This is a genomic window from Rhizobium aouanii (assembly GCF_037002925.1).
In the GTDB taxonomy this organism is placed as follows: domain Bacteria; phylum Pseudomonadota; class Alphaproteobacteria; order Rhizobiales; family Rhizobiaceae; genus Rhizobium; species Rhizobium aouanii.
In genome coordinates this window covers 34,815-60,808 of record NZ_JBAMYD010000019.1, presented here as the reverse complement: position 1 = coordinate 60,808, position 25,994 = coordinate 34,815, and the positions used below count along the sequence as shown (strand labels likewise).

At 62.1% G+C, this 25,994-nt stretch carries 24 protein-coding genes; 15 read left to right on the top strand and 9 right to left on the bottom strand.

What is annotated here, in order from left to right:
- Positions 1 to 163: 163 nt before the first annotated feature.
- On the bottom strand, positions 164 to 1,315 hold the full coding sequence (locus V8P77_RS28245) for an ROK family transcriptional regulator (RefSeq protein ID WP_335915384.1): 1,152 nt from the start codon (positions 1,313 to 1,315) through the stop codon (positions 164 to 166).
- A 208-nt stretch (positions 1,316 to 1,523) separates the two neighbouring features.
- Here V8P77_RS28245 and V8P77_RS28240 point away from each other — a divergent pair, with 208 nt between their 5' ends.
- The 7 genes from V8P77_RS28240 to V8P77_RS28210 all read left to right on the top strand — a co-directional run bounded on the left by V8P77_RS28240 (position 1,524) and on the right by V8P77_RS28210 (position 8,350).
- Positions 1,524 to 2,831 (top strand): extracellular solute-binding protein, encoded by a 1,308-nt coding sequence (locus V8P77_RS28240; RefSeq protein WP_335915382.1) that lies wholly within the window; start codon positions 1,524 to 1,526, stop codon positions 2,829 to 2,831.
- A 133-nt stretch (positions 2,832 to 2,964) separates the two neighbouring features.
- On the top strand, positions 2,965 to 3,855 hold the full coding sequence (locus V8P77_RS28235; protein ID WP_017961110.1) for a carbohydrate ABC transporter permease: 891 nt from the start codon (positions 2,965 to 2,967) through the stop codon (positions 3,853 to 3,855).
- A gap of 4 nt (positions 3,856 to 3,859) precedes the next feature.
- Positions 3,860 to 4,777, top strand: coding sequence for an ABC transporter permease subunit (locus tag V8P77_RS28230; RefSeq protein ID WP_335915381.1), 918 nt, complete (start codon positions 3,860 to 3,862; stop codon positions 4,775 to 4,777).
- 2 nt (positions 4,778 to 4,779) lie between these two features.
- Complete coding sequence (locus V8P77_RS28225) at positions 4,780 to 5,886, top strand: ABC transporter ATP-binding protein (RefSeq protein ID WP_335915379.1); 1,107 nt, start codon at positions 4,780 to 4,782, stop codon at positions 5,884 to 5,886.
- An 11-nt stretch (positions 5,887 to 5,897) separates the two neighbouring features.
- Positions 5,898 to 6,728 carry a glycerophosphodiester phosphodiesterase family protein gene (locus V8P77_RS28220; RefSeq protein ID WP_335915377.1) on the top strand — a complete coding sequence of 277 codons (831 nt, stop codon included), beginning with the start codon at positions 5,898 to 5,900 and terminating at the stop codon, positions 6,726 to 6,728.
- The gene (locus V8P77_RS28215; protein ID WP_335915376.1) at positions 6,725 to 7,555 is read left to right on the top strand and encodes an inositol monophosphatase family protein; all 831 of its coding nucleotides are present in this window, start codon (positions 6,725 to 6,727) and stop codon (positions 7,553 to 7,555) included. Before V8P77_RS28220 ends, V8P77_RS28215 begins: the two co-directional genes overlap by 4 nt.
- Before the next feature lie 153 nt (positions 7,556 to 7,708).
- Entirely contained in the window at positions 7,709 to 8,350 is a 642-nt protein-coding gene (locus V8P77_RS28210) for a metallophosphoesterase family protein (RefSeq protein ID WP_335915374.1), read from the top strand.
- An 87-nt stretch (positions 8,351 to 8,437) separates the two neighbouring features.
- Here the strand turns inward: V8P77_RS28210 and V8P77_RS28205 are convergent, their stop codons facing one another.
- The gene (locus V8P77_RS28205; protein ID WP_335915373.1) at positions 8,438 to 8,794 is read right to left on the bottom strand and encodes a hypothetical protein; all 357 of its coding nucleotides are present in this window, start codon (positions 8,792 to 8,794) and stop codon (positions 8,438 to 8,440) included.
- Positions 8,795 to 8,799: 5 nt separating this feature from the next.
- Entirely contained in the window at positions 8,800 to 9,597 is a 798-nt protein-coding gene (locus V8P77_RS28200; RefSeq protein WP_335915372.1) for a DUF899 domain-containing protein, read from the bottom strand.
- Between the two features lie 119 nt (positions 9,598 to 9,716).
- Between V8P77_RS28200 and V8P77_RS28195 the strand changes: the two genes are divergently transcribed.
- From V8P77_RS28195 to V8P77_RS28185, 3 genes are all read left to right on the top strand, one after another.
- Positions 9,717 to 10,937, top strand: a complete 1,221-nt coding sequence (locus V8P77_RS28195) for a helix-turn-helix domain-containing protein (protein WP_335915370.1) — start codon at positions 9,717 to 9,719, stop codon at positions 10,935 to 10,937.
- A gap of 45 nt (positions 10,938 to 10,982) precedes the next feature.
- Positions 10,983 to 11,639, top strand: a complete 657-nt coding sequence (locus tag V8P77_RS28190; RefSeq protein WP_168349423.1) for a Vgb family protein — start codon at positions 10,983 to 10,985, stop codon at positions 11,637 to 11,639.
- 203 nt (positions 11,640 to 11,842) lie between these two features.
- Positions 11,843 to 12,757, top strand: coding sequence for a phosphotriesterase family protein (locus V8P77_RS28185; RefSeq protein WP_335915368.1), 915 nt, complete (start codon positions 11,843 to 11,845; stop codon positions 12,755 to 12,757).
- 56 nt (positions 12,758 to 12,813) lie between these two features.
- On the opposite strand, the gene V8P77_RS28180 is transcribed toward V8P77_RS28185, so the two are convergent.
- On the bottom strand, positions 12,814 to 13,668 hold the full coding sequence (locus V8P77_RS28180) for an alpha/beta fold hydrolase (protein WP_335915367.1): 855 nt from the start codon (positions 13,666 to 13,668) through the stop codon (positions 12,814 to 12,816).
- Positions 13,665 to 14,246: a glutathione S-transferase N-terminal domain-containing protein gene (locus tag V8P77_RS28175; RefSeq protein ID WP_335915366.1), complete on the bottom strand. Its 582-nt coding sequence runs from the start codon at positions 14,244 to 14,246 to the stop codon at positions 13,665 to 13,667. Before V8P77_RS28175 ends, V8P77_RS28180 begins: the two co-directional genes overlap by 4 nt.
- Before the next feature lie 370 nt (positions 14,247 to 14,616).
- Between V8P77_RS28175 and V8P77_RS28170 the strand changes: the two genes are divergently transcribed.
- Positions 14,617 to 17,508 carry a helix-turn-helix transcriptional regulator gene (locus V8P77_RS28170; RefSeq protein WP_335915365.1) on the top strand — a complete coding sequence of 964 codons (2,892 nt, stop codon included), beginning with the start codon at positions 14,617 to 14,619 and terminating at the stop codon, positions 17,506 to 17,508.
- A gap of 314 nt (positions 17,509 to 17,822) precedes the next feature.
- On the opposite strand, the gene V8P77_RS28165 is transcribed toward V8P77_RS28170, so the two are convergent.
- Positions 17,823 to 18,359 (bottom strand): GNAT family N-acetyltransferase, encoded by a 537-nt coding sequence (locus tag V8P77_RS28165; RefSeq protein ID WP_335915480.1) that lies wholly within the window; start codon positions 18,357 to 18,359, stop codon positions 17,823 to 17,825.
- An 87-nt stretch (positions 18,360 to 18,446) separates the two neighbouring features.
- Here V8P77_RS28165 and V8P77_RS28160 point away from each other — a divergent pair, with 87 nt between their 5' ends.
- Positions 18,447 to 20,192: a sensor histidine kinase gene (locus V8P77_RS28160; RefSeq protein WP_335915364.1), complete on the top strand. Its 1,746-nt coding sequence runs from the start codon at positions 18,447 to 18,449 to the stop codon at positions 20,190 to 20,192.
- A gap of 10 nt (positions 20,193 to 20,202) precedes the next feature.
- The gene (locus V8P77_RS28155) at positions 20,203 to 20,604 is read left to right on the top strand and encodes a response regulator (RefSeq protein WP_003560657.1); all 402 of its coding nucleotides are present in this window, start codon (positions 20,203 to 20,205) and stop codon (positions 20,602 to 20,604) included.
- Between the two features lie 262 nt (positions 20,605 to 20,866).
- On the opposite strand, the gene V8P77_RS28150 is transcribed toward V8P77_RS28155, so the two are convergent.
- A complete protein-coding gene (locus tag V8P77_RS28150; RefSeq protein ID WP_335915352.1) occupies positions 20,867 to 22,276 on the bottom strand; it encodes an aminotransferase-like domain-containing protein in 1,410 nt (469 codons plus the stop codon).
- 84 nt (positions 22,277 to 22,360) lie between these two features.
- Between V8P77_RS28150 and V8P77_RS28145 the strand changes: the two genes are divergently transcribed.
- Entirely contained in the window at positions 22,361 to 23,224 is an 864-nt protein-coding gene (locus V8P77_RS28145; protein ID WP_335915351.1) for a DMT family transporter, read from the top strand.
- A gap of 26 nt (positions 23,225 to 23,250) precedes the next feature.
- Here V8P77_RS28145 and V8P77_RS28140 read toward each other — a convergent pair whose 3' ends face one another.
- Positions 23,251 to 23,865, bottom strand: coding sequence for a 3'-5' exonuclease (locus tag V8P77_RS28140; RefSeq protein WP_335915478.1), 615 nt, complete (start codon positions 23,863 to 23,865; stop codon positions 23,251 to 23,253).
- A gap of 593 nt (positions 23,866 to 24,458) precedes the next feature.
- Between V8P77_RS28140 and V8P77_RS28135 the strand changes: the two genes are divergently transcribed.
- Entirely contained in the window at positions 24,459 to 25,193 is a 735-nt protein-coding gene (locus V8P77_RS28135; protein WP_335915349.1) for a phosphotransferase family protein, read from the top strand.
- A 79-nt stretch (positions 25,194 to 25,272) separates the two neighbouring features.
- On the opposite strand, the gene V8P77_RS28130 is transcribed toward V8P77_RS28135, so the two are convergent.
- Positions 25,273 to 25,800, bottom strand: coding sequence for a cupin domain-containing protein (locus V8P77_RS28130; protein ID WP_335915348.1), 528 nt, complete (start codon positions 25,798 to 25,800; stop codon positions 25,273 to 25,275).
- Positions 25,801 to 25,994: the final 194 nt, after the last annotated feature.

The window sequence follows — 25,994 nt, the reverse complement described above, 5'->3', positions numbered from 1 at the left end:
GGCGTGGGCTGCGCCAGAATCAGATCATAGCGCAGGAACGGCCGGGCGAAAATCGCCTGCGTAGTTCAAAGCAAAAAATGCCCGATGTCCTCAAGCGGAAGCACAGGGAATTGCCATAAGCGGCTGAGAGGCAGTCGATTTCGCGCGACGGACGGCGTTCGGATCAATAATAGGCCGATTTGAACGGGGCGATAGCGGCCCCCATGGCCGATGCGTCGCTTGCTATCTCGGAGATGATCAGCTTCGGGCGGGGGCGTGGCACGCCGTAGCGGGGGCGGTCGTAGATCTCGGTGCGATCGATCAGCATCTGCGCCAGGGCCGGCGGAATCTGGCCGCCGAAAACGATCCCCTGCGGATCGAAGATCGCCCAGATCGCATTGATGAGGCGGTTATAGGCGGGCGTCACCTCGTCCACCCATTCCACGACGCCCGGCCATTTCGGGTCGAAATGCTTGCGCATATAGCTGATCGAGGGGACGTCGATGCCATTGCGGTTGAGATTTTCGATCAGATATTGCAAAGCCGGCCGGCGCTTATTCTCCTCGACGTCGTAGATGCCCGAGAATTCGCCGGCATTGCCGATGCCGTTATGCAGCAGCTCGCCGTTGCTGATCAGGCCGCCGCCGAAGCCGTAGTTGAAGCTCAGATAGGCGAAGTGCCTGATGTAGCGGCCGGCGCCGAACATGGATTCGGCGACCGTTCCCGCCTTGCCGCCATTATGCGCCCAGACCGGCTTGCCGAAAAATTCCGACAGTAGCGGTCCGAGTTCGATGAGCGACCACTCGTGCAGCGGCAGCGGGGCATTGTAGCGGGTGCCGCTGACGTGGAAGCCGGCGATGGCAAAGCCGATCCCGAAGAAAGTCTCTTCCGAGAGGTTGTTCATCCTTTGATGTTCGATGAGCTGTTGGCGAACGAGATCGAGCGCCTGGGCCATCGAACGTTCCCGCAAGGCGACGCTACTCTCGGCCAGTACGTTGCCGGCGAGATCCATCAGGCAGATGCCGATCACGTCGGTATTGACCGAGATGCCGCAGGAATAGGCGTAGCGGCCGTCGAGCCGGAGCGTCGGGCTCGGCTGGCCGCGGCCGGCGCCGGGTTTCGGCGAGCCGAAGGAAATGATGCCGCGCTCCTCCAACTGGTCGATGATGCGATAGACGGATTGCTGGGTGAGGTCGGTGTGGCTGGTGACTTCGGAGCGTGAGAGGCCGGGATTGCGCCAGATCAGCCGCAGGAGATCGCGTTCGTTAGAGGAGACAACGCCGCCGCCTTCGCGCAGGAAACGTGGCGCAATCAGCGGCTCCGGGAAATAGGCCATATCCAACACCTCTGCCGTCAATAATTACCATAGGCGTGTAGTAATTAGTGTCGCCTCCGCCGGCATATCCGATATGCAGCCTATAGCAGCAGCCTCACCGCGCTACAAGCGCTTGCGTTCGTCACTAAATTGTTACACGTAGCGTGTAGTAATCCGCCGTCACGGCGTCGGCGCTTGAAGCCGGCCGATCAAATCAGGCGAGGACAAGATGAAGATTTCCATTCTGGCGGCTGCGGCCGCGCTGGTGGCGGGCGCATGTTCCGCGCAGGCCGCCAATATCGAATTCTGGTACGGCAATACGGGCGTCGTCGAAAAGGCGATCCAGGACCAGTGCGCCGCTTTCAATGCCGCACAATCCGAGCATCACATCACCTGCGTCGGCCAAGGCAGCTACGAAGTATCGATGCAAAAGGCGATAGCCGCCTTCCGCGCTAAAAAGCATCCCGTCCTCATCCAGTTCTTCGACGCCGGCACGCTCGACCTGATGCTGTCTGATGCCGTCGTGCCAGTCCAGGAGGCGCTGCCCGAGGTCAAGTGGGGCAATTATATCGCCGGCGCCCGGGCCTATTACGAAACCTCTGGCGGCGCGCTTTTCGCGCAGCCTTACAATTCCTCGACGCTGCTGTTCTACACCAACAAGACCGAACTCGAGAAAGCCGGCATCACGAAGACGCCGGCGACCTGGGAGGAGATCATCGAGGCCGCCCGCAAGTTGAAGGCTTCGGGTCATGCCTGCCCCTTCACCACCGATGGCGACACTTGGCGCGTGCTCGAACAGTTTTCCGCCCGCCATGGCCTGCCGATCGCCTCAAAGCATAACGGCTATGATGGTCTCGACGCCGAATATGTGTTCAACACGACCTTCGCCGCCAAGCATCTTGAGAATCTGGTCGATTGGCGCAAAGAAGGCTTGGTCAAGCTCAATGCCGATACCAAGGCCGGCAACTTCACTGCCGCCTTCAACACCGGCGAATGCGCGATGATGGAGAATTCCTCGGGTTCCTATACTGCCTCGGCCAAGGCGTTCGAAGGCAAATACGAACTGTCAGTCGGTATGGCGCCGATGTATGAGGGTTACGAGCGCCACAACACCTTTGTCGGCGGTGCCTCGATCTACATCATGAAGGGTCACGACAAGGCCGAGGTCGAAGGCGCCAAGGCCTTCCTCGACTTCGTGCGCCGTCCCGAACAGCAGATGTTCTTGACCGCCGCCACCGGCTACGTCCCCGTCACCAACGACGTGATGGATGCGATCGCCAAGAGCGGCGAGGCGAATTCGCCGAAATATGCGACGGCCGCCGTCGGCATCGAGTCGATGAACCAGCCGCGCACCCCGGATACCCGCGGCATCCGTCTGGGCTTCTATGTGCAGTTCCGTCAAGTCTTCGTGGAAGAGACGCAGAAGGCCTTTGCAGGCCAGGAGACCATGCAGGTGGCGCTCGACAATGCCAAGAGGCGTGGCGACGAGCTGCTGCGCCGCTTCGAGCAGACCTACAAGGGCGTGAGGATGCAGTGATCCCGACATCTCACGCGCGGGACGTTTGAACGTCCCGCGCGTCCCACGCACGGGCGCGCGTCCCAAGCGCTCCCGTGCGTCAGGCATGGGACCCCATACGCCAGTGCGGTCCTCCCCAATGCAGGGCTTCTCCATGACGTCGGAATCTTCTCTCTTCAGCCACCGCTGGCTGCCGCTTCTGCTGGTAGCGCCGCTCATGCTGCTGATCGCACTCTTCTTCTACGTGCCTGTTTTTCAGGCCTTCTACTGGTCATTCTTCCTCGAGCGCCCCTTCGGCGGTGGCTCGATGTTCGTCGGCTGGGATAATTTTGCCCGCGTGTTTTCCGATCCGGAGTTCTGGAAGAGCTGTTGGCGCACTATCGTCTTCATGGTCACTGCCTCAGCGCTTGCGGTCGCGGTCCCGCTGATCCTTGCGGTCGCGGCCGACCGGAAGATCCGCATGTCGCAGCCGGCGCGCAATGTGCTCGTGTGGCCGAAGGGGGTTGCCGGCGCCTCGATCGGCGTCGTCTTCGCCTTCATCTTCAATCCCTTCGTCGGCGTGCTCGCGCCACTCAACTCAGCCTTTCCTGGCATCTGGGCGCCCGGCATCGACGGTACAGACGCCTTCATCACGCTGATTGCAGCGCATGTCTGGGGTGGTATCCCGTTCAATTTCGTCATCCTGCTCGCCGGCCTGCAGTCGATCCCGAAGACCATGCACCAGGCAGCCGCGATGGATGGGGCAGGGCCATGGCGGCGCATCTTCGACGTGCAACTGCCGCTCATCATGCCGCAGCTCTTCCTGACGCTGGTGCTCGAGTTCACCGAAAGCGTCACCTCGGCCTTCGCGCTGATCGATACGATCACCGATGGCGGTCCTGGCGGCGCCACGACGCTGCTCGTCTACAAGATCTATACCGACGGCTTCAGCGGCTACGACCTCTCCGGCGCCTCGACCCAGACGGCCATCCTGATGGTCTTCGTCGTTCTCCTCACCGCCGCCCAGTTCCTCTTCCTCGGCCGGCGCATCAACTACGAGCGGTGACCCCATGATCGAAAACGCACGTTCCCTAAACATCGCAGCCGGCCTCGTGCTCATGGTCGGCATCGTCTATATCCTCGGGCCGCTCTATTTGACGGTGGCGACGGCCTCGCAATCCTATGAATTCATGCTGCGCAACGGGCTCGCCTGGTATCCCGGCGACCAGTTTTTCACCAATGCGGCGCACATCTTCACCGAGACATCAATCCCAATCCAGATGTTCAACAGTCTGGTGGTCGCCTTTGGCGATGCATTGGCGACCTGCGTCCTGTCGCTTCTGTCGGCCTATGCCATCGTCTATTTCAGGGTTCGCTGGGCGGGCGTGGCTTTTGCGCTGATTCTCGCGACCATCATGCTGCCGATCGAGATCCGCGTCATCACCACCTACCAAGTGGCGTCGAACGTGTTTTCGCCGGTCAACGCGCTGCTCGATATCACCGGTTTGAACGGGCTGATCGCCGAATATTTCGGCGCGCCGGTGAAGCTCGAATGGAGCGTGCTGAACACGCATTTCGGACTGATCGCGCCGCTTGTGGCGCATGGCACCGGCACCTTCCTGTTTCGACAGTTCTTCCTGACCCTGCCCAGGGATCTGTTCAAAGCGGCGCGCATGGACGGGGCAGGGCCGATCCGTTTCCTCTTCGACATCCTGCTGCCGCTGTCGCGCACCAGCTTCGCCGCGCTCTTCGTGCTGACCTTCCTCAGCGGTTGGACGCAATATCTCTGGCCGCTGGTCGCCGCCTCGACGTCAGACATGCAGACCGCCGTCGTCGGCTTGGCGCGGCTCGTGCCGGATTCGGAGGGAGAGATCCCCGACTTCCCGATGATCATGGCCGGCGCCGTCATCGTTTCCATCATTCCGCTCGCGATGATCGCGCTGCTGCAGCGCTATCTGGTCCAGGGCCTTACTCTCACGGAGAAATAGCCATGAACGCCATCGACATGGCCATCCGCGCCGCTGCCGCCGACATCGCGCTGTCAGGCGTCACCAAGGCCTATGACGCCGAGACCGTCGTCATCCCGCCGATGGATGTCGAGCTCAGGGCCGGCGAATTCACCGTCGTGCTCGGTCCCTCCGGCTGCGGCAAGTCCACGCTGCTGCAGATGATCGCCGGGCTGGAGCGGGTGAGCGGCGGCACGATCGCCATCGGCGGCCGGCAGGTGCAGGATCTGGAGCCGAAACATCGCGGCTGCGCCATGGTGTTCCAGAACTATGCGCTTTATCCGCATATGAGCGTCTTCGACAACATCGCCTACAGCCTCAGGGTCGCCGGCATGGCGAAGGCCGAGCGCATCGAGCGGGTCGGCGCTGTGGCGAAGATGCTCGGTCTGTCGGACTTCCTCGGCCGCAAACCGGGACAGCTTTCCGGCGGCCAGCGCCAGCGCGTCGCGATCGGCCGCGCCATCGTGCGCGAGCCCGGTGTGCTTTTATTCGACGAGCCGCTCTCCAATCTCGACGCCCAGCTTAGGCACGACATGCGTGTCGAGCTTGCCGAACTGCACCGGCGCATCGGCGCCACCACCGTCTTCGTCACCCATGATCAGGTGGAGGCGATGACGCTGGCCGACCGCATCCTCATCCTCAACAAGGGGCGGATCGAACAGTTCGACAGGCCGAAGGCGATCTATCACCATCCGGCCTCGGTCTTCGTCGCCAAATTCATCGGCGCGCCGCCGATGAACATCCTGCCGGTCATCGGCGACGGCACGGTGCTCAGGCTCGCCGACGGGCAGGTGGCGGCGCAAGCGCGGCTTACCGGCGCCTATCATCTCGGCATCCGGCCCGAGGATATCCTGATCGGCGGCGGGGCCGACGGACATGTGGTCACGTCAGCTCTGCGGTTTCGCGAGGATCTCGGCTCGCACGCGATCCTGGCAACCGCGCTCGGCGGCTCGGTCGTCAGGATCGCGACACCCTTCGGCATCGAGATACCCGATCACAGCCAACTCTCTCTCAATTTCCCTGCCTCCCGCCTGCATCTCTTCGATGCGGAAAGCGGCAGGGCCATACCAGGCGCATTCGGCGCAAACTGAAGGACATCCCCATGAAATACATCGACCACATTGCCGACCCGTCGCGCCCCTGCGCCATCGTCGCCCATCGCGGTGCCTGGCATCATGCTCCCGAAAACAGCCTTGCCGCGATCGAGAATGCGATCGCCGGCGGCTATGACATCGTCGAGGTGGATATCCGCCAGAGCGCCGATGGCATGCTGTTCATCCTGCACGACGACACGCTCGAGCGCATGGCCGGCATCGATCGCATCCCCGAGGAGATGACGATCGCCGAGATCACCAGCCTGCGGCTGCGCATGGCCGATGGCGGGCCGGATCAGCCGTTCACGCGCGAGAGCATTCCGACGCTGGAACAGGTGCTCGAAACCGTACGCGGCCGCATTTTCGTCGATCTCGACCTGAAGGACCTCGAGATGATTGATATCGTCGCGGCCAAGGTCAAAGAGATGGGCATGGCCGACCAGGTTGATCTCAAGGCCCGCGCCGGCACGCCGGAGGCGCTCGCTTGGCTCGCCAGGCAACCCGGGATCGACGGCATTCCGTTCATGGGCCAGGCGTTCTTCAGGGTGGGAAGCGCCGAAGAGACCGCCAAGGCAGTCATCGCGGCGCGTCCCTTCATGTGCGAAGCCAAATTCGATGCGCTTGAGACGCTGGCCGGCCAGCACGAGCGGCTGCGCAACGCCGGAATCTCGCTCTGGGTCAACACGCTCGATCCGGTCTCCTGCTGCGGCCTGACCGACAGTGCGGCACTTGAAGATCCAGATGCGATCTGGGGACGGATGATGGCGGCCGGCATCAGCGTCATCCAGACCGACCAGCCAGCGGCGCTTAAGGCCTATATCGAGGCGCGCCGGGCATGAGGAACGTGTCGGACGACATATTGTCCGCCGTGATGGAGGATATGCGCCGGGCGGCGGAGGCGGAAATCCTGCCCCGCTTCCTCGGCGTCACCGCCGAGGGCATTCGCACCAAGACCGCGCCTGACGATCTGGTGACCGATGCCGATCTCGGCGCCGAGCGACGGCTCACCGAGGCGCTTTCGGCGCGATTTCCTGAGGCACTGCTCATCGGCGAAGAGGCGGTTTCGGCCGATTCCGCCATACTGGCGAGGCTTGCCGATGCCGATCTCGCCGTCATCATCGATCCCGTCGACGGCACTTGGAATTTCGCCCACGGCCTGCCGCTGTTCGGCATGATCGTAGCGATCGTTTCCGGCGGAGAAACCGTAGCCGGGCTGATCCACTATCCCGTGACCGGCGATTTTCTTGCCGCCCGGCTGGGGCAGGGCGCATGGCACATCGCCCGCGATGGCACCAGGACCCGGCTCAGCGCCGCGCCGCCGGGGCCTATCGGGGAAATGCACGGCTTCGTGCCGCTGCATATGTTTCCCGCCGAGGAGCAGCCGGTCTACGCTCGGAGCATGCTGCACTTTGCCCGCACCACCACATGGCGCTGCTCGGCCTATGAATACCGGGCGGTGGCAACAGGCGCTATGAGCTTTTCGCTCAACGCCGAGCTCAAGCCCTGGGACCACGCCGCCGGCATGCTGATCCATCACGAAGCCGGCGGCTATGGGGCATTGCTCAGCGGCGAAGCCTATCGTCCTGCGATGACCAAGGGCCGGCTGCTGCTGGCGCCGGATGTGGAAAGCTGGGAGGCGATCCGCCGGGGTTTTGTCGAGGGGTGATAGCGGTTGCGCTTCGGCAGGACGCTCTGGCTTGCTGTCGGCGTGCTTCGGTGCGCTGGCGTGTAGTTCGGCGGGAGCGCCGCTCCATCTCCGTCATTCCTGTTCTCACAGGAAATCGTATCCAAGTGCCCCGACCGGCGTTAAAAATGAAGCATGCGCTACACGTTCGCCATAGGTGATATCCACGGCTGTATCGATCCGCTGAACAGGATGATCGATCGGGTCGAGGCTTATGCATCTGAAGGGACCGTCGTCTTCGTTGGCGACTATGTCGATCGCGGGCCTCACAGCAAAAGTGTCCTCGACCGGATCATCGCCGGTCCATCGGAGCCGTGGCGATGGATTTGCCTGAAAGGCAATCATGAGGACATGATGGTCGCTGCCTATGCCGACAGCGACAGCAGAGACGTGTGGATCAGCAACGGCGGACTTGAAACCGAAATGTCCTATGACGGCAGGGTTCTGCCTCAGCATTTGCAATGGGCTGCCGATCGTCCCCTCATGCATGTTGATCGATATCGCATCTTTGTCCATGGCGGCGTTGTTCCGGAATTTCCGCTGGAACGGCAGACCAAGCGCGATCTTCTCTGGCTACGGTTCCCTCCCGGTGAGTCCAGCAACTATTGGGGCAAGCACCTCGTCCACGGCCATACGCCATCGATGTCGAACCCGATGACGACAGGAAATCGCACCAACATCGACAGCGGCTGCGTCTTCGGCGGCAAGCTTTCCTGTGCGGTCTTCGACGACGATGTTGCCGGTGGGCCGATCGACTTTATTGAAGTGAGAGCATGAGCTTGGGAGGGCAGGCAGGGAGATATTACTGGAGGAGCAGTGCGGCTTGCTCCCTCTTCTCCCCGCTGGGGAGAAGAGGGCGCGCCATCACCGCCCGCTCAGTCCTCGCCTGTCGGCAAGCCGCAGCCAAGGCGCCAGGTGGAAGCCGCTCATCAGCAGGTACATGGGCACCATTCCGCCGATCGGGAAGGCATCCGGCGTCGTCATGCAGATCATGTCGGCGCCGGTCGTCGCTGTCAGCAGCGCCATGACCGCGAATGTCGGAGCGGCGGTGAGCGACAGCCAATCGGCGGTGTGGGCGGCGATCCGGCCGCCCTGGCTAGCGATGCCACTGCTCGGCTTAGCAACTGATCCGTCTGCTGAGGCGGCCAGCGAGAGCCATTCGGCGGCGTTGAGAGGGGCGTTGCCGTCGCCTCGCTCTGCAGTGTGGGCGGAAAGCAGCATCGGCGTCACTCCTTGCCGTACCGGTCGTGGTGGCGCCACCAGACGCCTTGCTCGTTGCGACCCTTGGGGGCGCGGTCGAGCCATTGGTACGTGCCCCAGAGCCCGTCCAGCCCGCGCGCATAGCTGGAATAGCTGTGGTAGACGGCGCCGTCGATGAGTTCGAAGGCGCTGACACCCGGCCGGTCGCGGGTATAGGTGGGAACGTCGGTGCCGGTCATCGCGGCGATCTGAGTGATCGGGGCCTCGCTGTCGCGCGGCTGCCATTCCTGGATGGTGCTGCCGGGGAACGGTTCGGGGGCGGGCGGTTCCCGGCGGTAGTTATAGTCTACCTCGCCCTGGTGCTGCTGCTCGGCAGAGAACCAGACGCTGAAATCGCCGTTGAAGTCGCTGCCGAAGGAGGAGGCCCAGGGAAAGCTCCAGTCCATCCGCTGCTTGAACGCTTCGAGCTTTGCGAGCGGCGCCCGCGAGACCGCCCAAAAGGCGACATCGTGGTTCTCCAGGTGAACGAAGAAGCCGTTGAAGCCGTCGGCGATCGAGGAGCAGGAAGGGCATCCCGCGGTATAATCCGGCCCGAACATGAAGTGATAGACGAGAAGCTGCGAACGGCCGCCGAAAAGATCCTTCAGCCAGACGTTGCCGCCGTCGGTGTCGAAGCGATATTGCTTGTCGATCCTCACACGCGGCAATTGCTGGCGCTTCATCGCCAGCGCGTCGCTCTGCCGGGTCAGTTCCTTCTCCTCCTCGAGCAGATCGAGCCTTGCTGCCAGCCACTGCTGGCGTGTTGCGTTCAGCTGTGCCGTCATGGGTCTTCTCCTTTGCCTGTCTCTCGTCGTAGCATCCGGCGCAGGCTTGCTTGCCGGTCGACGATAAATCTAAGGCCGGGTGGGTAAATGGTGGGAGTGACAAGTGTGACGGGATTTGAATGGATTCGCTGATCACGGCAGCGGCGCGGGCGTTGGCGGTGGGAGATGCGCTCGGCGCGCTGAAGCGGGTGGCGCTGCGCGACGATGCACCGGCGCTGGCGCTGCGCGGTATTGCGATGGCGCAGCTCGGCGATCTTGTCCGTGCCAAGGCGCTGTTGAAGAGTGCGGCGCGTGCTTTCGGCCCGCGGGAGGCGGTGGCGCGAGCCCGCTGCGTGGTCGCCGAGGCCGAGATCGCGCTCGTCTCGCGCGATCTCACCTGGCCGCCCAAAGCGCTGGAGGCGGCGCGCAAGGTGCTCGAAGCGCATGGCGACAGGGTCAATGTCGCCCATGCCAGGAATGTCGAGCTTCGCCGGCTGGTGCTGATCGGCCGGCTCGACGAGGCCGAGCGGGCGCTCGAAACACTTGACCCGACGCCGCTGCCGCCGGCGGCAAGGGCTGCCCATGAGCTGGTGGTCGCGGGTATCGCGATCAGACGCCTGCAGACGAAAGCGGCGCGTGCGGCGCTTGACCGGGCGAGGCAGGCGGCGCGCGAGGCCGGTATGCCCGTATTGACGACGGAGGTGGAAAATGCCGCCGACGTACTCAACGCACCCGTGGCACGGCTGATCTCGCGCTGGCGGGAAAGCCGGCTGCGGCTCGAGGAGGTGGAAGAGTTGCTAGGCTCGGGTGCGCTCGTCGTCGATGCCTGCCGCCATGTCGTGCGCGACAATCAGCTTTCCGTGTCGCTGGCAACGCGGCCGGTGCTCTTCGCGCTCGCCCGCGCGCTCGCCGAAGCCTGGCCGGGGGATATGGCCAGGGGCACGCTGGTCGCACGCGCCTTCCGCGGTAAACATGCCGACGAATCGCATCGCGCCCGGCTGCGCGTCGAGATCGGCCGGTTGCGCGCCGAGCTGCGGGCGCTCGCCGAGATCTCGGCGACGAAACGCGGTTTTGCGCTTTCGCCGCGGCGCGCCGGCGAGACCGTCGTGCTGGCGCCGCTCGTCGAAGGCCAGCATGGGGCGGTGCTCGCCTTTCTCGCCGATGGCGAGGCGTGGTCGAGCTCGGCGCTGGCGATCGCGCTCGGCGCCAGCCCGCGCACCGTGCAGCGGGCGCTGGATTCGCTTGCCGGGCAGAGCAAGGTGCAATCCTTCGGACGCGGGCGGGCGCGGCGCTGGATGAGCCCGCCGCTGCCCGGTTTCCCGACGATCTTGTTACTCCCGGGACCGCTGCCAAGCGATTAGTATAGGCCAGCCATCGGGATAGCCCGTGTTTTGAGGACGGAAGAGATGAAAAAATCGGCTGCGACGATCATTCGTGAATATGGACCCTTTCCAGGTGCCGAGCGCGTTAACGGTGTCACCTTTGACGGTGAGCACGTCTGGTTTGCCTCGGGTGACAGGCTGAATGCGCTCGATCCCGCAAGCGGCGAAGTGGTGCGCTCGATCGAGGTCGCGTCCCATGCAGGTACGGCTTTCGACGGCACGTTTCTCTATCAGATTGCCGAGGATGTCATTCACAAGATCGACCCGAAGACCGGACGTATCCTTTCCACCATCCCGGCGCCCGGCAATGGCGGCGATTCCGGCCTTGCCTGGGCCGAAGGCTCGCTCTGGGTCGGCCAGCACCGAGGGCGCAGGATCCATCAGATCGACCCTGAGACGGGCAAGATCCTCCGCACCATCGAATCCAACCGCGTCGTGACAGGCGTCACCTGGGTCGACGGCCAGCTCTGGCACGGCACCTGGGAGGGCGACGACAGTGATGTCAGGCGCATCGACCCCGAAACCGGCGAGGTGCTGGAGCGGCTGGAGATGCCCGAGGGCACCGGCGTCTCCGGCCTCGAATCCGACGGCGCAGACTGCTTCTTCTGCGGTGGCGGCGCCAGCGGCAAGGTTCGCGCAATCAGCCGGCCGGCGCAGGCCAAGGAGGGGAAAGGGAAGTAGCCGATGCGATGCCGAAGAGGCCGATGCAGCATATACTTCCCAGCGACAGTCAGGTCGCCAGCAAGTCGGCAGCCGAAGTCGAGGATCAGGTTGTCGGAATTATAGCCGGGTGAGCGATTGATTTCGTTACGTGACGATCTACTTTTGCGACAGTGTCGATCGAGGGCTGTACGCAAAGCCGGTGCGACCGTGGGGGAGAGACTTTGAAACATCTGCGCACGACGCTCGGCCCTAAGAGCAAATCCGAACTTGGGATGATCCTCCCGCACGAGCACGTCTTCGTCGACCTCAGGACGCCGGACCAGCCCGGTTATGCCGAAGCTGAGATCGAAGACGTCGTTCGGCTGATGGCCCCCGAGATCGAGCGGATCAAGAAGCTCGGGGTGACGGCACTGGTCGAATGCTCGACGGGCGGCGTCGGACGCCGTGCGGATATCGATCTTGCCGTGTCGCTTGCGACAGATTTTCCAATCGTCGTTCCCACCGGCAATTACCGCGAGCCCTGGATTCCCGAATGGGTCCGCCAAGCTTCCGAGAAGGAGCTGGAGGCGTGGATGCTTCGCGAGCTGACGGAGCAGATCGACGAAACCGGGTTCCAGGCAGGCTGGATCAAGCTCAGCGCCGGCGATGACGGCATGACGGTGCTCGAGACGAAAATCCTGCGGGCAGCCGCGCGCGCCGCGGCCCAGACAGACGCCGTCATCGGCAGTCATACGATCAGGGGACGGGTCGTCATGGATCAGCTCGATGTCATCGAGGCGGAGGGCTACAGGGCCGACAGGTTCATCTCGATCCATACGCAGGAAGAAAAGGACTTCGCCTATAACGTCGCCGTCGCCGAGCGAGGCGCCTGGATCGAATATGACCATGTCGGCCGGGGCGAGGACAACGAGGTGGCGGAGCTGGTGATCAAGGCGCTGGAAGCGGGCTGCGGCGATCGCCTGTTGTTGAGCCATGACCGGGGCTGGTTCGATCCGGCGCTGCCGATGGGCGGAATACCCAAGCCTTACACCCATCTTTCCACGGTCTTGCTGCCCGAGTTGAAACGGCGGGGCATAGACGACGGGACCCTGATGCGCCTGACCCATGAGAATCCCTTCGAGGCTTTCGCCCGATAGGGAGAGTGGCCGGGCACGACCCAATATCTCTATCTCCAATTGGCTTGTCTCTGTTACTAGACGCACATCGATCTTTCGACGTGTTCGTCGACGGCGGAAATGATCTCTTCCCAATCTGCGGGATGAAGTTCGTGACCGCCACCTTCGATCTTCACAAACTTCGCATCTGTCACAGTCCGCGCGAGTGTCTCTCCGTGCGTCGGCGGAAAGACCGGATCGGCAGTGCCGTGAAGGACGAGAAGCGGCACGTTCATCTCGTCGAGCCGGCCGCGCCATGTCTCGCCGGTCTCAAAGAGGACGCTGTGGTTGGTGGCGCTCAGATAACCTCCGGAGCGGTCGAAGTCCCGTTCGAGGAAGGCTCGAGTTCCGGCTTCGTCGAATGGATGTGCCGTTCCGGCGGTCAGGCGCAAATCCTCGACCAGGTACGCGACCGCGTCCGCCCGGTCCGACCAATCCGCCTCCACGGCCATATGTTCCAGCCAGGCCTCGCCGCTCGGAGGGAAATGGGATCTATCCACACCGACCGGCGAGGTACTGATCGCCGTTAGGGAAAGCACGCGTTCCGGGCTCTTCAGTGCGGCCACCTGCCCGACCATGCCGCCGAGGGAAAAGGCGACGATATGAGCGCTCGGGATTCCGTAGCCGTCGAGCACACGGAAGACGTCATCGACTGCGTCCTCGAAGGTGTAGCCGGGTCGACCGGGCGGATATTTGGTCGAAATGCCGGAATCGCGCTGGTCGTAGCGGATCACAAAGCGACCGCGTTCGGCGAGCCGACGGCAGAACTCCTCCGGCCACCACAGCATCGACGCCATTCCGCCCATGATCAGAAGCAACGGCGGCTGGTTCGGATTGCCGAAGCTCTGCGCCGCGAGTTCGACCTCGTCAGTGCGGATCATCAGCCCACTCATGCCAAGCCCTCGCGGTGCAGCGCGGCTTGCACCGCCGGCCTTTGTTCGATCCGTGCGATGTATTCGCCTAACGGCTCGGGCAGGGCGAATCCGAGATGAGTTGCGCCCCACGCGAGTTGGAAAAGATAAGCATCAGCGACCGTGAAGGTCTCTCCGAACAGATAGCCCCGCTCAAGTCGGCCGGCGACGAAGCCGAACCAGTGCACTATTTGCTGGCCCGTCGGCTCCCTGGCTTCCTCCGGAAGCGATAGGTAGGTGGGAAAGCGCTTGTGAATCTCGGTTGCGAGAAAGCTCAGCATCTCGAGCAGGCGGAAGCGGCCCAGATGACCCTGCGGTGCCAACTCCGGTGCGCGGTCGGCGATCCAAGCCAGGATGGCAACATTTTCGGTCAGCACCTCACCATCGTCGAACATAAGGGCGGGCACATAGCCCGTCGGATTGATATCCATGTATCGGCCGCCCCCTTCAATCTGCTTCGTCTCTAGGTCGACCTTGACCAGGTCGAATTGAATTCCAGCCTCCAGCATGGCGATGTGGTCCGCCAAGCTGGAGAATCCGGGCGCAGAGTAAAGTTTCATCCAACCGTTCCTTCCTTCGTTTCATATGCCCATGGTCCAAGAAGAGGTGGGCGGGGTCAGGCGGTTACCCGATCGCCCGTGTTCAGACGTCCTCTTCATGTCCGCATACTGGGGCTAAGGTGGGGGGGCCGCATCGGGCATATTGAGTAGGACTGGTTTGAAATGCACGTCCGGGGGTAGAGAAATCCAGTCTAACCGACTGAGCAGATCTAGTCGGCGGCGCTCTGCATCAACCGCAACTCTGCCTTTGGAAGGTCGGCCTGCTGGTGTTTACTAACCATCGGGATCGGGCAGCCTGCTGCCGGTTGTGCACATGGGATGATTATGGCTTCATCTCTGCAATCTCGAACTCCAGGTATCGGAGCATTTTGTGTCGACTTTCCGTAAAAGGGCGCAGTTTTCGGGCAGAGCCGCAGAACTCAATTCCATGGAAACCGCTTTCCGAGATGTCTCTGGCGGTCGGCAATGTTGCATTCTTCTCGGGGCAGAAGCAGGTGGCGGAAAAAGCCGGCTGGTCGACGAGTTCGCCGACCGACTCTCAGGCCGGGCCTTGATCCTAAAAGGTGGATGCATTGAGCAACAGGAATCGGCCTTACCTTATGCGCCTATTACAGCTCTACTGCATGAATTGGTTCGTCTGCGCGGCCAGTCCGCAGTCGGATCGCTTGTCAGCCGCGAGGGTGCCCGAGAACTGGCGTGGCTACTTCCCGAACTCGGCGAGACCTCCGAGCGATTTGATGCGGGCATCGCAAGGTCACGGCTGTTCGAGACACTTCGAAAGTTGTTCGAGGAATTGGCGCGCGAGATGCCACTCGTCCTGGTCATCGAGGACATCCACTGGGCCGATCAGGGAACCTGCGATTTGCTTCGCTTTCTTTCGACGCGGCTGAAGAAAATTCGGTTCATGCTGATCGTCACCTATCGGCCCGAGGAGGCGAACGGCCCCAACGCATTGCGGACAACCATCGTGGACCTCTCTCTTTCCGAGGGTTGTGAAGTGCTGAAACTTCCTCGCCTCACCCGCGCGGAGATCGCCATGCAACTCCAGGGCCTGCTCGGGTCGCCGCCAACGCCTGCTATGACTAACAGCGTCTATTTGCGGGGCTGCGGAATCCCGCTGTTCACCGAAGCACTTATCGATGCGAGCGGAAGCTTGCGCACAGATGTTCCAGGCTCGCTCAACGATTACCTGCTGAGAGGCGTGAGAGACCTGCCGGCATCCACGGGCGAGTTGTTGAAAGTGCTGGCGCTCGGCGGACCCCATATTACCCATTCGCTACTTCGCAACGTGGCGAACAAACCTGACCTCGAACTCGCGGAGTTGTTGCGCCCCGCGATTTCGGCGGGGGTCGTGGCGGCCGATCGTGATGGATATGCGTTCCGCCACGCGCTCATCCAGGACGCTGTGCGGGGCGACCTGATCGCCGGCGAAAAGGTGGCGATCCATCGCTTCTATGCCGACGTGCTCGAACGCGGACCGGTTCCAAGCTACCGGATTTGGCATTCCGTAGCGCTCGCGCGTCATCTGCACGGCGCCGGCCAAGCAGAACGTTGCCTAAAATGGGCCTGGCATGCTGCGGCGGAAGCCGCTGCCACTTTCGCCTATGTAGACCAGATGGAGATGCTGAAGCTCGTGTTAGCGGCGTGGCCCGAGGTCGAAGATGCGACTGGATTGATCGGCGTGGACCATTGCAAGGTGTTGGAACTCGCTGCTGACGCCGCCTGCTGGGCAGCGGAGGCGGAGCAGGGGCTCGCATTTGTCGAACGCGCACTCGCCGAACTGGATGCCGACGGCGATGGCGAGCAATTGGCGGCGCTTCTTCTGCAGCGCGCGGTAATGCGTCAGCACGCGCTTCTCCCAGGCGAGATCGCAGATCTTGAGCGCGCGCTCGATCATGCAGTCCGTCCCACAAGGCTGCGCGCTGATGCCCTCGGGCAGTTTTCCCGTGCGCTGATTTTACGGGGAGAGTTCGATCGCGCCAGGTGTTTGGGCGAGGAACTGAGGGATTTGGCGGAGAGGCTCGACGATGAGGAATACCGTATCGAGGCACTGATCATTGCGGCGTCGCTGGACATGGCGCCGAATGTGTCTCGCATCGGTGCCCATCGGGCCGTCGCAATGCGGGCGGAGCAGGTGTCTATAGGCCGAGTCGAGATTCTTGCGGGCGCAGCACTGCTGCAGGCCCTGCTCGACGCAGGAGAATATGGTCAGATCATTGAGATCGGACCGGCAATTTTTGCGCGGACGGTCGAGCTCGGGCAGGCACGGTATATAGGAGCACTGGTCGGTTCGCCCCTTTGCCGCGCCTTCTTGGTCTTGGGCCATGTCTCCGAAGCCACTGAGACATGCGAACGGATGGCGGCGCTGGATCCGCTGCCATTGGGGCTTGTTCACGTCTTCGAATGCCAAGCCGAGATCGCCTTGGCATTAGGGGATGCGGATCGAATTGCTGCAGCGGCAAGATCGTTGCGGGCTCTCCCGCCGGGCCCTCAAGTTGCCAGCCGTATGGCGGCCAACCTTCTGAAATGTGACATTGAAAGCTCGGCGTTATCAGGTGACATGGATCAGTCGGCGCTTTTGGTGAGATCTGCTCTGGCGCATCTGGAGAAGCAAGGGGGCGCCTGTTGGCCGCTCCTGGCTTCCGCCATCCGCGTTGCCGTCGATACGAACCAGAGAGAGGTTGCTCTGGAACTGGCCGAGCTTGCCGCTCAGGCCCCATGCCGAAATATGGTAGAGCAGACCGAGAGGCTGGCGATTTCGGCTGAGATGTCGCGCGCCACGGTTTCTGATCTCGATGGATGGGCTGCGGTTGCCCAAAGCTGGGCTGGATTGAACCAGCCCTTTCGGCAGGCGTACGCCCTTATGCAGGCAGGTGCCGCCGCAGTGAGCGCCGGCAAGCGGGTGAGTGGGGCGCGCCATTTCAGGTGCGGCGCGAAGCTTGCTCATTCGATCGGCGCCCGCCTTTTGGGCAACCAGATTGAAGCCCTCGCTGCAAGAGCTCATATTAATTTACGAGATGAGGAGGAGGAGGAGGAGGATGAGGTGGCGCCGAAGGCGCCCCTCGGCCTGACAGATCGGGAATTTGAGGTTCTCCGGCTAGTCGCGGCTGGCCAGAGCAATCGGGAGATCGCGAAGAATCTGTTCATTTCCTCGAAAACGGCGAGCGTTCATGTGTCCAACATTTTGAGCAAGCTTTCCGTCCCCAGCCGGGGCGCCGCCGCAGCCGTCGCACACCGGCTCAGGATCATTGATCTGGGATAGAGTTTGTTGGTTCGGATGCACAGCGCGTATAGGGATTGGACAAGGAAATTCGGCTGGACCCCGGAGGGCGACGGCCGCTTCGGCCATCTGTCGATTCTATCGGTGGGTGGCACGCCGATATTTGGTGCGCCACTGCCAGCCTCCCGCGTCGATTCTGCTTATCGTTTGCCGATTGGAAGGCCTCGGAAGTGCTCTATCACTCGCCACGCGACAAGCTTTAATTGCGCGAAGGGCGTTTGTTCCAATTCCAGGCCAAATGATTGATCAGTCGGGCTTGCTGGGGCTTTTTCAGAAATCGATGGCGATACCAGGATCTATGAGAAGCCGCGCTCATCGAACAAAAGCGCCATGCTGATCGCATCGATGAACCGGCCATCGATGCACGCCGCACGACGGACGATGCCTTCAGGCGCAAATCCCACCTTTTCGTAGAGAGCGATAGCACCGGCGTTGTCTTCGTAAACATCGAGTTCGACCCTGACGAAACCGGCTTCCTGCGCCGCTTTCAATGCGGTCTCGATGAGCCTTCGTCCCAGACCTCTGCCGCGATAGGCGGGAAGGACCCCCATTCCCAGCCTTCCGCGATGGGCGCGCGACGGGAAGAAATGCCGGCTGATGTCGCACCAACCGACGACCTCGCCTTCAGCGGTGGCAACGAATTGCGGATTGCCCTTCGCAATCATGCCCATCACGAACTCACGAGTCTGGGGCAGGGGCGGTGCTTCCAGCATGGACAGGTATTTTTTCTCCCGCGCGACGACGTCCAGCGTACGATGAAAGTTGTCGATATGGACGGCAGCGATCGGCTCGATCCTGATGCCTAACGTATCCGGCGATGCTGCTGCATCCATGTGCTTCTCCTTCAACGATTGCGGAATGCCTATCGGAGACCTGCCGCAGACCCGCACGGGAGCGCATAATTCACGGTCCGTCAACCTTTGCGTGTCAATTTCTCGACAGCGGGCGCCATCAAAAGGTTGCAGGTATTGAAGGTCGGGCTCACATCCCACATTACATTCGTCTTGGTGACGCTCACCTGCGCCGCGGCTGTGTTGCTGTGCGGATTTGCGTGGCTCGCCGCGGTGAAGGTCGACGATCTCTCGTTGCGCCGACAGGCCGACTTCGTCGGCCAAGGATTGGAAGAGCAGATCGCGGCACTTCCCCGGGAGCAGGAAAGCGTCACCAAATGGGATGATGCCTTCCTCTATGCCAAGCAGCGAAACCATGAATGGCTGCTCGACAATGTCGGCCGGTGGACGAGCCGGTATTTCGGGCATGACAGGACCTATATCTTCGACGATACCAATCGGCTGATGTTTGCGTTCCGTGACGGCGCGGATGCCGTGCCGCCGCGGCTCGGTGACGACGATGGCCGAGAAGTGACCGCTCTCGCCGGGGAGATGCGCGCCGTTCTCGTCGAGCCGGCTGCAAAACCCGGCGCCGAAGCGCTCGGGCAACTGGCCGCGGTTCGGACGATCATGATCGGCAACCGGCCGGCAATTGCCAGCGCGCGTCCTATTCTGCCGAGTTCGACCCGGATGCAGATCGAGGCGGGCCAGGAGTTCATCGCCATCTCGGTCAAGTTCATCGATGGAAAAGCTGCCGAAAGCATCGCCCATTACGCGCGGCTCGAAGGATTGCGTTTCGCGCCTTCGAAAGGGGAGGACGAGCGGGCGCAGGTGCCAGTGCCGTCCCATGACGGCGGCACGATCGGCTATCTCGTGTGGCCGCCTATCCTGCCCGGATTTATGCTGCTTCAGCAGATTGCGCCGGCGGGACTTGGCTGCCTGGCGCTGCTGATTGCCGTCGTCTTCTGGCTCGGACGGGGTCTGCATCGCACCTCGGTGACCCTGCTGGACAGCCAGGCGCAGCTCACCCACCACCGCAACCATCTGGAAGAGATGGTGGCCGACCGAACCGCCGAGATCGAAAGGCAGAGAGAGGAACTGGATCGCCTGCTGGTGCACGAACGTCAGGTGAATGCGCTCCAGCGCCAGTTCGTCGCCATGGCTTCGCACGAGTTTCGCACGCCGCTCGCCATCATCGACGCCGCTGCCCAGCGGCTCTGCCGCTCGACGACCAACGTCAGCGGCGATTACGTTCACGAAAAAGCCGGCGTGATCCGAAGCGCGGTCGTGCGCATGGTCGATCTGATGGAGAGTATTCTCGCCAACGGCCGGCTCGAAACCGGACAGATCACACTGAAGCGGAGCGAAGGCGATCTAAAAGCCCTGCTCGTCACCTGCTGCGACAGGCAGCGCCATCTCAGCCGCACGCATGTGTTCCATCTCGATCTTGAGCCCATACCGGATGTCTTGACGTTCGACCGCAGCGCGATGGAACAGGTCTTCACCAACCTGATTTCGAACGCCGTCAAATATTCGCCCAACGCGCCTGACATTCATCTTCGCGCCCGGGCCGATGAGAAGACGGTGGAGGTCGCCATTTCCGACAGCGGCATCGGCATGGATGCGGAGGATCTGCCGAAGCTGTTCCAGCCCTATTACCGTGCCCGCAGCGCCACGGGCATTGCCGGAACGGGCATCGGCCTCAACGTCGTCAAGCAGGTCATCGAACTGCATGGCGGCACCGTCGAGGTGACGAGCGAACTCGGCAAAGGCACAACATTCACCATTCTTCTGCCAATAGAGTTTCTATTGTCGGATCAACAAGTCGCAGCTTAAGGAAGAGCCCATGGTTACCGTTCTGTGCATAGAAGACGAAGTCGAGATCCGGAACCTGCTCGTCGAAGAGTTGAGCGAAGCCGGCTACAAGACGCTCGAGGCTTCCAACGGCGCCGAGGGGCTGGAAATGATCCTGTCGAAGTGGCCCGATATCGTCATCAGCGACATTTCGATGCCTGTGATGGACGGGCACCAGCTTCTGGCCGAAATCCAGATCAATCATCCCGAGCTCTCCAATATTCCCTTCATCCTGCTGACGGCGCTGACCGACCGGGAAAATACGCTGGCCGGCCTTCGCGGCGGAGCGGCGGACTATCTGACGAAGCCGCTCGACTTCGATCTGCTGCTCGCCAAGCTCGAAGGCTGCGTGACGCGTCTTGCCAATGACAAGGCGGTTCACCGGTCGTTCTGATGGTTGGGCGGCACCCAAGAGAGCCTCATCCTGAGGTGCCCCGCAGGGGCCTCGAAGGGCGAGGCGGGCGCGCCGGCGTGGATGCATGCGAGGAGCTGCGTTGCGGCGTGTCCTTCGAGGCTTCGCCCTCCGGGCTACGCGCCTCAGGATGAGGGGCGTTGGTGACCGCTCCTAAACAGTCAGCGTTGGTGGATGCCGCCCTCATAAGAGGGGTTGGACGCCGCGAGAAGTGGGCGCTCATTCCGCGACGGCCCACCTTCCATTATCGTTTTCCTGGCAGGATGTCGCCCAACACCTCGAACACCCTTGGATCGAGTGTCTGAGATACATTGAAGCGCATGAAATTCGTTGCCGATTGCGACAGGCTGAATGCGTTTCCGGGAGCCAGAACGATCCTCCTGTCCAAGGCGGCGCGCGCCACATTCGCCGCATCGATGCCGTCGGGCAGCCGGCACCAGAGGAACATTCCGGCTTGGGGCTCCAGCCAGGGCGTTATGCCGAGATTCTTCAGCTTGGCCGACACCTCGCTCATTGCCCGGGAGAGCCGGTGTCTCAGCGTCTCCATGTGTTTGCGATAGCTGCCGTCGCTCAAGACGTTCAGCACCAGTTCCGCCGTCAGCCGGCCGCCGCCGAAGGAGGTGGCGATCTTGAGGTCTGTCAGGCCGTCGATCCACTCCGGCTTCGCCACGACGAAACCGCAGCGGGCCGCGGCCGACAGGGTTTTCGAGAAGCTGCCGATGTGGATGACCCGCTCGAGCCCGTCGAAGGCGGCAAGGCGGGGTGCCGGCGTGTGCTCGAAATCGGCAAAGATATCGTCCTCGATGATAGTCAGGTCGATCTGGTCGGCGAGTTTTAGAACCCTGTGCGCCGTAACCGGAGACAAGGTTGCGCCGGTCGGATTGTGGATGGCGGAGTTGGTGATGTAGAGCCGTGGACGCTCATCGGCGACGACTTGTGCAAACAGATCGATATCGGGACCGGACGCGGTGTAGGGCACGCCGACGATCTTTGCCCGATGGGCGCGCAGCAGCGCATGGAAATTGAAATAGCAGGGATCGTCGACCAGCACCGTGTCGCCGGGTTCCAGCAGGAAGCGGCAGAGCAGATCGATTGCCTGCGTGCCGGAATCGGCAAGCATGATTTGATCCGGGGAGGCTTCGATCCCCCGTTCACCCATCCGCCGCGAAATCAGCTGGCGCAGTTGCGGCAAGCCGAGCGGCGAGCCGTAATCGGCGAGCGCCGGCCCGTCGGCGCGGGCAAGCGTTCTGAGCCCGCGGCGCATGCCGTCTCCCGGCAGCCAGGAGGGCGGCAGCCAGCCGCAGCCGGGCTTCAGGTCGGCTTCGCCGGCCTCCAGCGATTGCCGCGATATCCAAAACGGATCGACCGCGCGGTCGAGCTTCGGCCCGGCCTCGGCAAGCGCAAAGGGCGCTGCCTGGTTGGCGACGTAGAATCCCGAGCCTGGTCTCGCCAGGATCGCGCCTTCGGCGACCAAGCGTTCGTAAGCGTCGACGACGGTCGAAGTCGAGAGCTTCAACGTCGCAGCCAGCCCCCGGACGGAAGGCAGCCTTGCGCCCGGTGTCAGGCTGCGCCCGGCGATGCGCTGCCTAATCGTCGCGACGACGATCTCGACGCGTGTGCGTCCGTCGTTCATCTGTATTGCTTTCTGCACCATTACAGTTTCGCAAAATCGTATCAGACTGTGACTGTTATGACCATCGCTGTTGGCCGATAAGGGTTAGCAATGAAGGAGTGCATAATGGACCGCATGGCATCGGGATGGATCAATGGTTTTATCGGTGTGGTGATCTTCAGCGGATCGCTGCCGGCGACGCGCGTGGCGGTGATGCAGTTCGATCCGGTTTTCCTCACCGTGGCGCGCGCGGCGATCGCCGGCTTTCTCGCGCTCGGCCTGCTGATTGCTTTCAGAGAGAAGCGGCCGAGCCGAGGTGATATCCTCTCCCTGGCGGTCGTCGCGCTCGGTGTCGTGGTCGGCTTTCCCCTGCTGACGGCGTTGGCGCTGCAACATGTCACGTCAGCCCATTCGATCGTCTTCATCGGCCTGCTGCCGCTCGCAACGGCGATCTTCGGCGTGATCCGTGGTGGAGAACGGCCGAAGCCGGCATTCTGGCTGTTTTCCGTTCTCGGCAGCGCGCTGGTGGCGGGATTCGCATTGACACAGGGCCTGTCGGCCTCGCCGGTCGGCGATCTGCTGATGCTGGCGGCGGTCATCGTTTGCGGCCTCGGCTATGCCGAAGGCGGCAGGCTTTCGCGCACGCTCGGCGGGTGGCAGGTGATTTCCTGGGCGCTGGTGCTGTCGCTGCCGGTGACGGTCGCAGTCGCGCTTTTCCATCGACCGGCAACCTTCTCCGGCATCGAAGCGCCGGCGCTGCTCGGCCTTGCCTATGTCTCGCTGTTTTCCATGCTGATCGGCTTCATCTTCTGGTATCGCGGCTTATCGCAGGGCGGCATCGCGGCGGTCGGCCAACTGCAGCTGCTGCAGCCGTTCTTCGGTCTGGCGCTCGCCGCAACCCTGCTGCACGAGCCCGTGACCTCTGCCATGCTCGCCGTAACGGTTGCCGTCATCCTGTGTGTGGCCGGTGCCCGGAGGTTTGCACGGTAGGGAGGATCATGAAGTTCTCCGTGTCCTCATATTCGGTCGAAAACCTCGGGCCGCAATTTCCCGATCTTCATCAGATGCTGCAGGGTGTATGATATTGACAGAGCGTCGTCGAGCCCGTCATGCCCCCGCAATGGAGGATGTTCGATCTGGTAATAGTCGGCCAGTTTGTTGCTGGGCGTCTTCGCCAAATCCTCGATCGGCATGCCCGCAGCGACGAGGAGCTTGACTGCGTTGTCGAAGCGGCGGGCCGGGATGGAAGGCTGAATGCCGGCGACATAGCAACTGATGGCCAACATGTTCAGCTCGTCCTTGCCCCACGACCAAAACCGCGCGCCGCCCGAGAAGCTGTCGACGCCGGAAAGGGCATCCTTCAACGCCACGCCATGGGCGTCGATATCCTCTTCGGCGATGCCGGTCAGATTGGTGAAATAAGGATCGAGCGGATACCTCTTACCGAAGCGATCGATGGGCCGGACGTAGGATTTATAAGTATCGAGGATCGGAAACTCGCTTTCCAGGCTGAGCTTGACTGCTCCTATCTGCGCAATGACAGGATCGGGATCGTGGGCCGCGCACCAAAATCTGCGTTGTGAGCCTTCCAGGCAAAGAAATTCACAGTCGAATATGATGGCGGTTTTCATCGGCGACATTACCCTCACGAATTTGGCCGATAAGTTTAAGGAGGAATCCAACACATGGAGCACTCCAAATAAAGGCTATGAGCCACGCAATCGCCGTCGCTCCCACACATTCCTGTTCATCAATCCGACAGCTTGGCTCGACGGCGAAGGTGTGTAGGCAGATCACCCCAACCAATATTGCTAAGCTCGCGATTGCGATGGATATCCAAAGTCTGATCCCTCGCTTCATGATCAAGGCGGCGATAAAGACTCCTGCGAAGGGCAACACGATGAGCCAAATCACGAACTGTCCCTCCTGGATAGTGGTCCCGAGCGTGGAGTTTATCCAACCAGCCTGACTATGCAAATGACGGGACTTTGGCCGAGGCGGCCAGTCCAACGCTATCCTGCAGCGTGGCGGTAAACTCACGCAAGCGGCCCAGCATCTCTCCGAAAGCTATAGCCGCTGGCCAACTGTGCCACCTGCAGGTGCTGCCTCGACAATTTCGCTCACCTGTTTTGGCCGACCGTGGCAAACTGCGATGGCAGTGATCGCGGCATTTCTCGCGAGATCACCATGCAATCTTGCTGAAATCAGAAATTGAGGCTCTGCAATGACCGAAATCGGTCGGATCCTTGGTTCGGGCAAAGAGGCCGAGGTCTTCGAATATGGCGCCTTGGCGCTGAAGCTGTACAGGCGAGCCGCCTCCAAGGCGTCGTCATTCAGGGAGGCCGCGAACCTGTCGATCCTTGAGAGGCTTGCGCTGCCGGCGCCAAAGGTTCACGCGGTCGGTGAATTCGATGGGCGCTGGGGCGTGTTGATGGATCGCGCGCCCAGCTCCTGTTTTGCCGACCAATTCGTCTCGACGGCAGGAAGCGCGCCGCTTGAAGACATGGCCCAACTGCATCGAAGACTTCACGAAAAACCCGGCGACGGGTTGCCGTCTCTCATGGCCAGGCTTTCTGCCAGGATCCGGCGAGCCGAGGGCTTGGATGCCGCGTCCAGAAAGCGGCTCCTGTTGGAACTCGATTCGCTTCCGGATGGCGACAGGGTGTGTCACGGCGATTTTCACCCCTGGAATATCCACGGCTCAGGGCAGGGGTTCATGATCGTCGACTGGCTCGACGCCTGCTGTGGCAATCCCCTGGCCGATGTCTGCCGAACATACGTGCTGTTGCACCATGCGATGCCGGACCGGGCGATGGGCTATGTCGAAGCTTACGCCTCGGTCACCGGGGCGGAGGTCGGCGGCATTCTGGCCTGGCTTCCCCCGATTGCCGCCGCCCGGCTGACGGAAGGCGTTGCAAACGAAAATGACGAGCTGTTGCGGTTGGCTGGCGCGAGTTGATAACTGTCGAAGCTCAAGCAAGCGTTGGTCTCCGCTTTGCGCGAAGCGGCCATTGCGGCCGGCTATCGGCCTGGCTGATCTATTCGCTGCTTCCTCGGTCCTTTGCTTCCCGCACCAGGTCCGGCATTCCATCGTGCGGACCGAGGGCGTGAGTGGGATGGTCATCCCACCAATCATTATGCAGCGGTCGGCGGTGAGGGTGGAGCGGGTAGAAAATGCGGTTTTCGGTCTTGTGGCGCTCGCCGACGACGAGGAGGTGCACTTCGGCTTGCGTGTTGTTGAGGAAACTATGAGCGATCCCGGTGCCGGCAGGAAATCCGACGGCGTCGCCGGGCTTCAGCCGATGGAGATGGCCATCGAGCCAGACGTCGGGCGCGCCTTCGAGAACGTAGACGAATTCTTCCTCGGCGCTTTCGGCATGCGGAAAAGATGTACGCCGGCCGGGCGGCAAGCGCTCGTGATGAATGCCCAATTTCGCCAGGCCGAAATAGCGTCCGAAAGGCGCGCCGATGCTCATCAACTCGTCGTCATCGTCATAATGCGAGTCGTCTGGCCGTTCGATCTTGCTCCAGTGGACGACAAAGGAGGGGCGCTCCGACGTTGCCATGGTAATCCTCCTGATGTGAGAGGTTCAGATGATTGAGGGCACGGACATGCTGCCGTGAATGGAAGGCGACCGCAAGGGCGAAACGGCGGCTCCCCCGCAAGCGGCGTGGCTGTCCGTCGCCATTCGGCTCGGGCGCGCCTTTCGCGCGAACCCTCTCTCCGTGAACGGGGCGAAGGGAGTTGCCATGCGAGGGC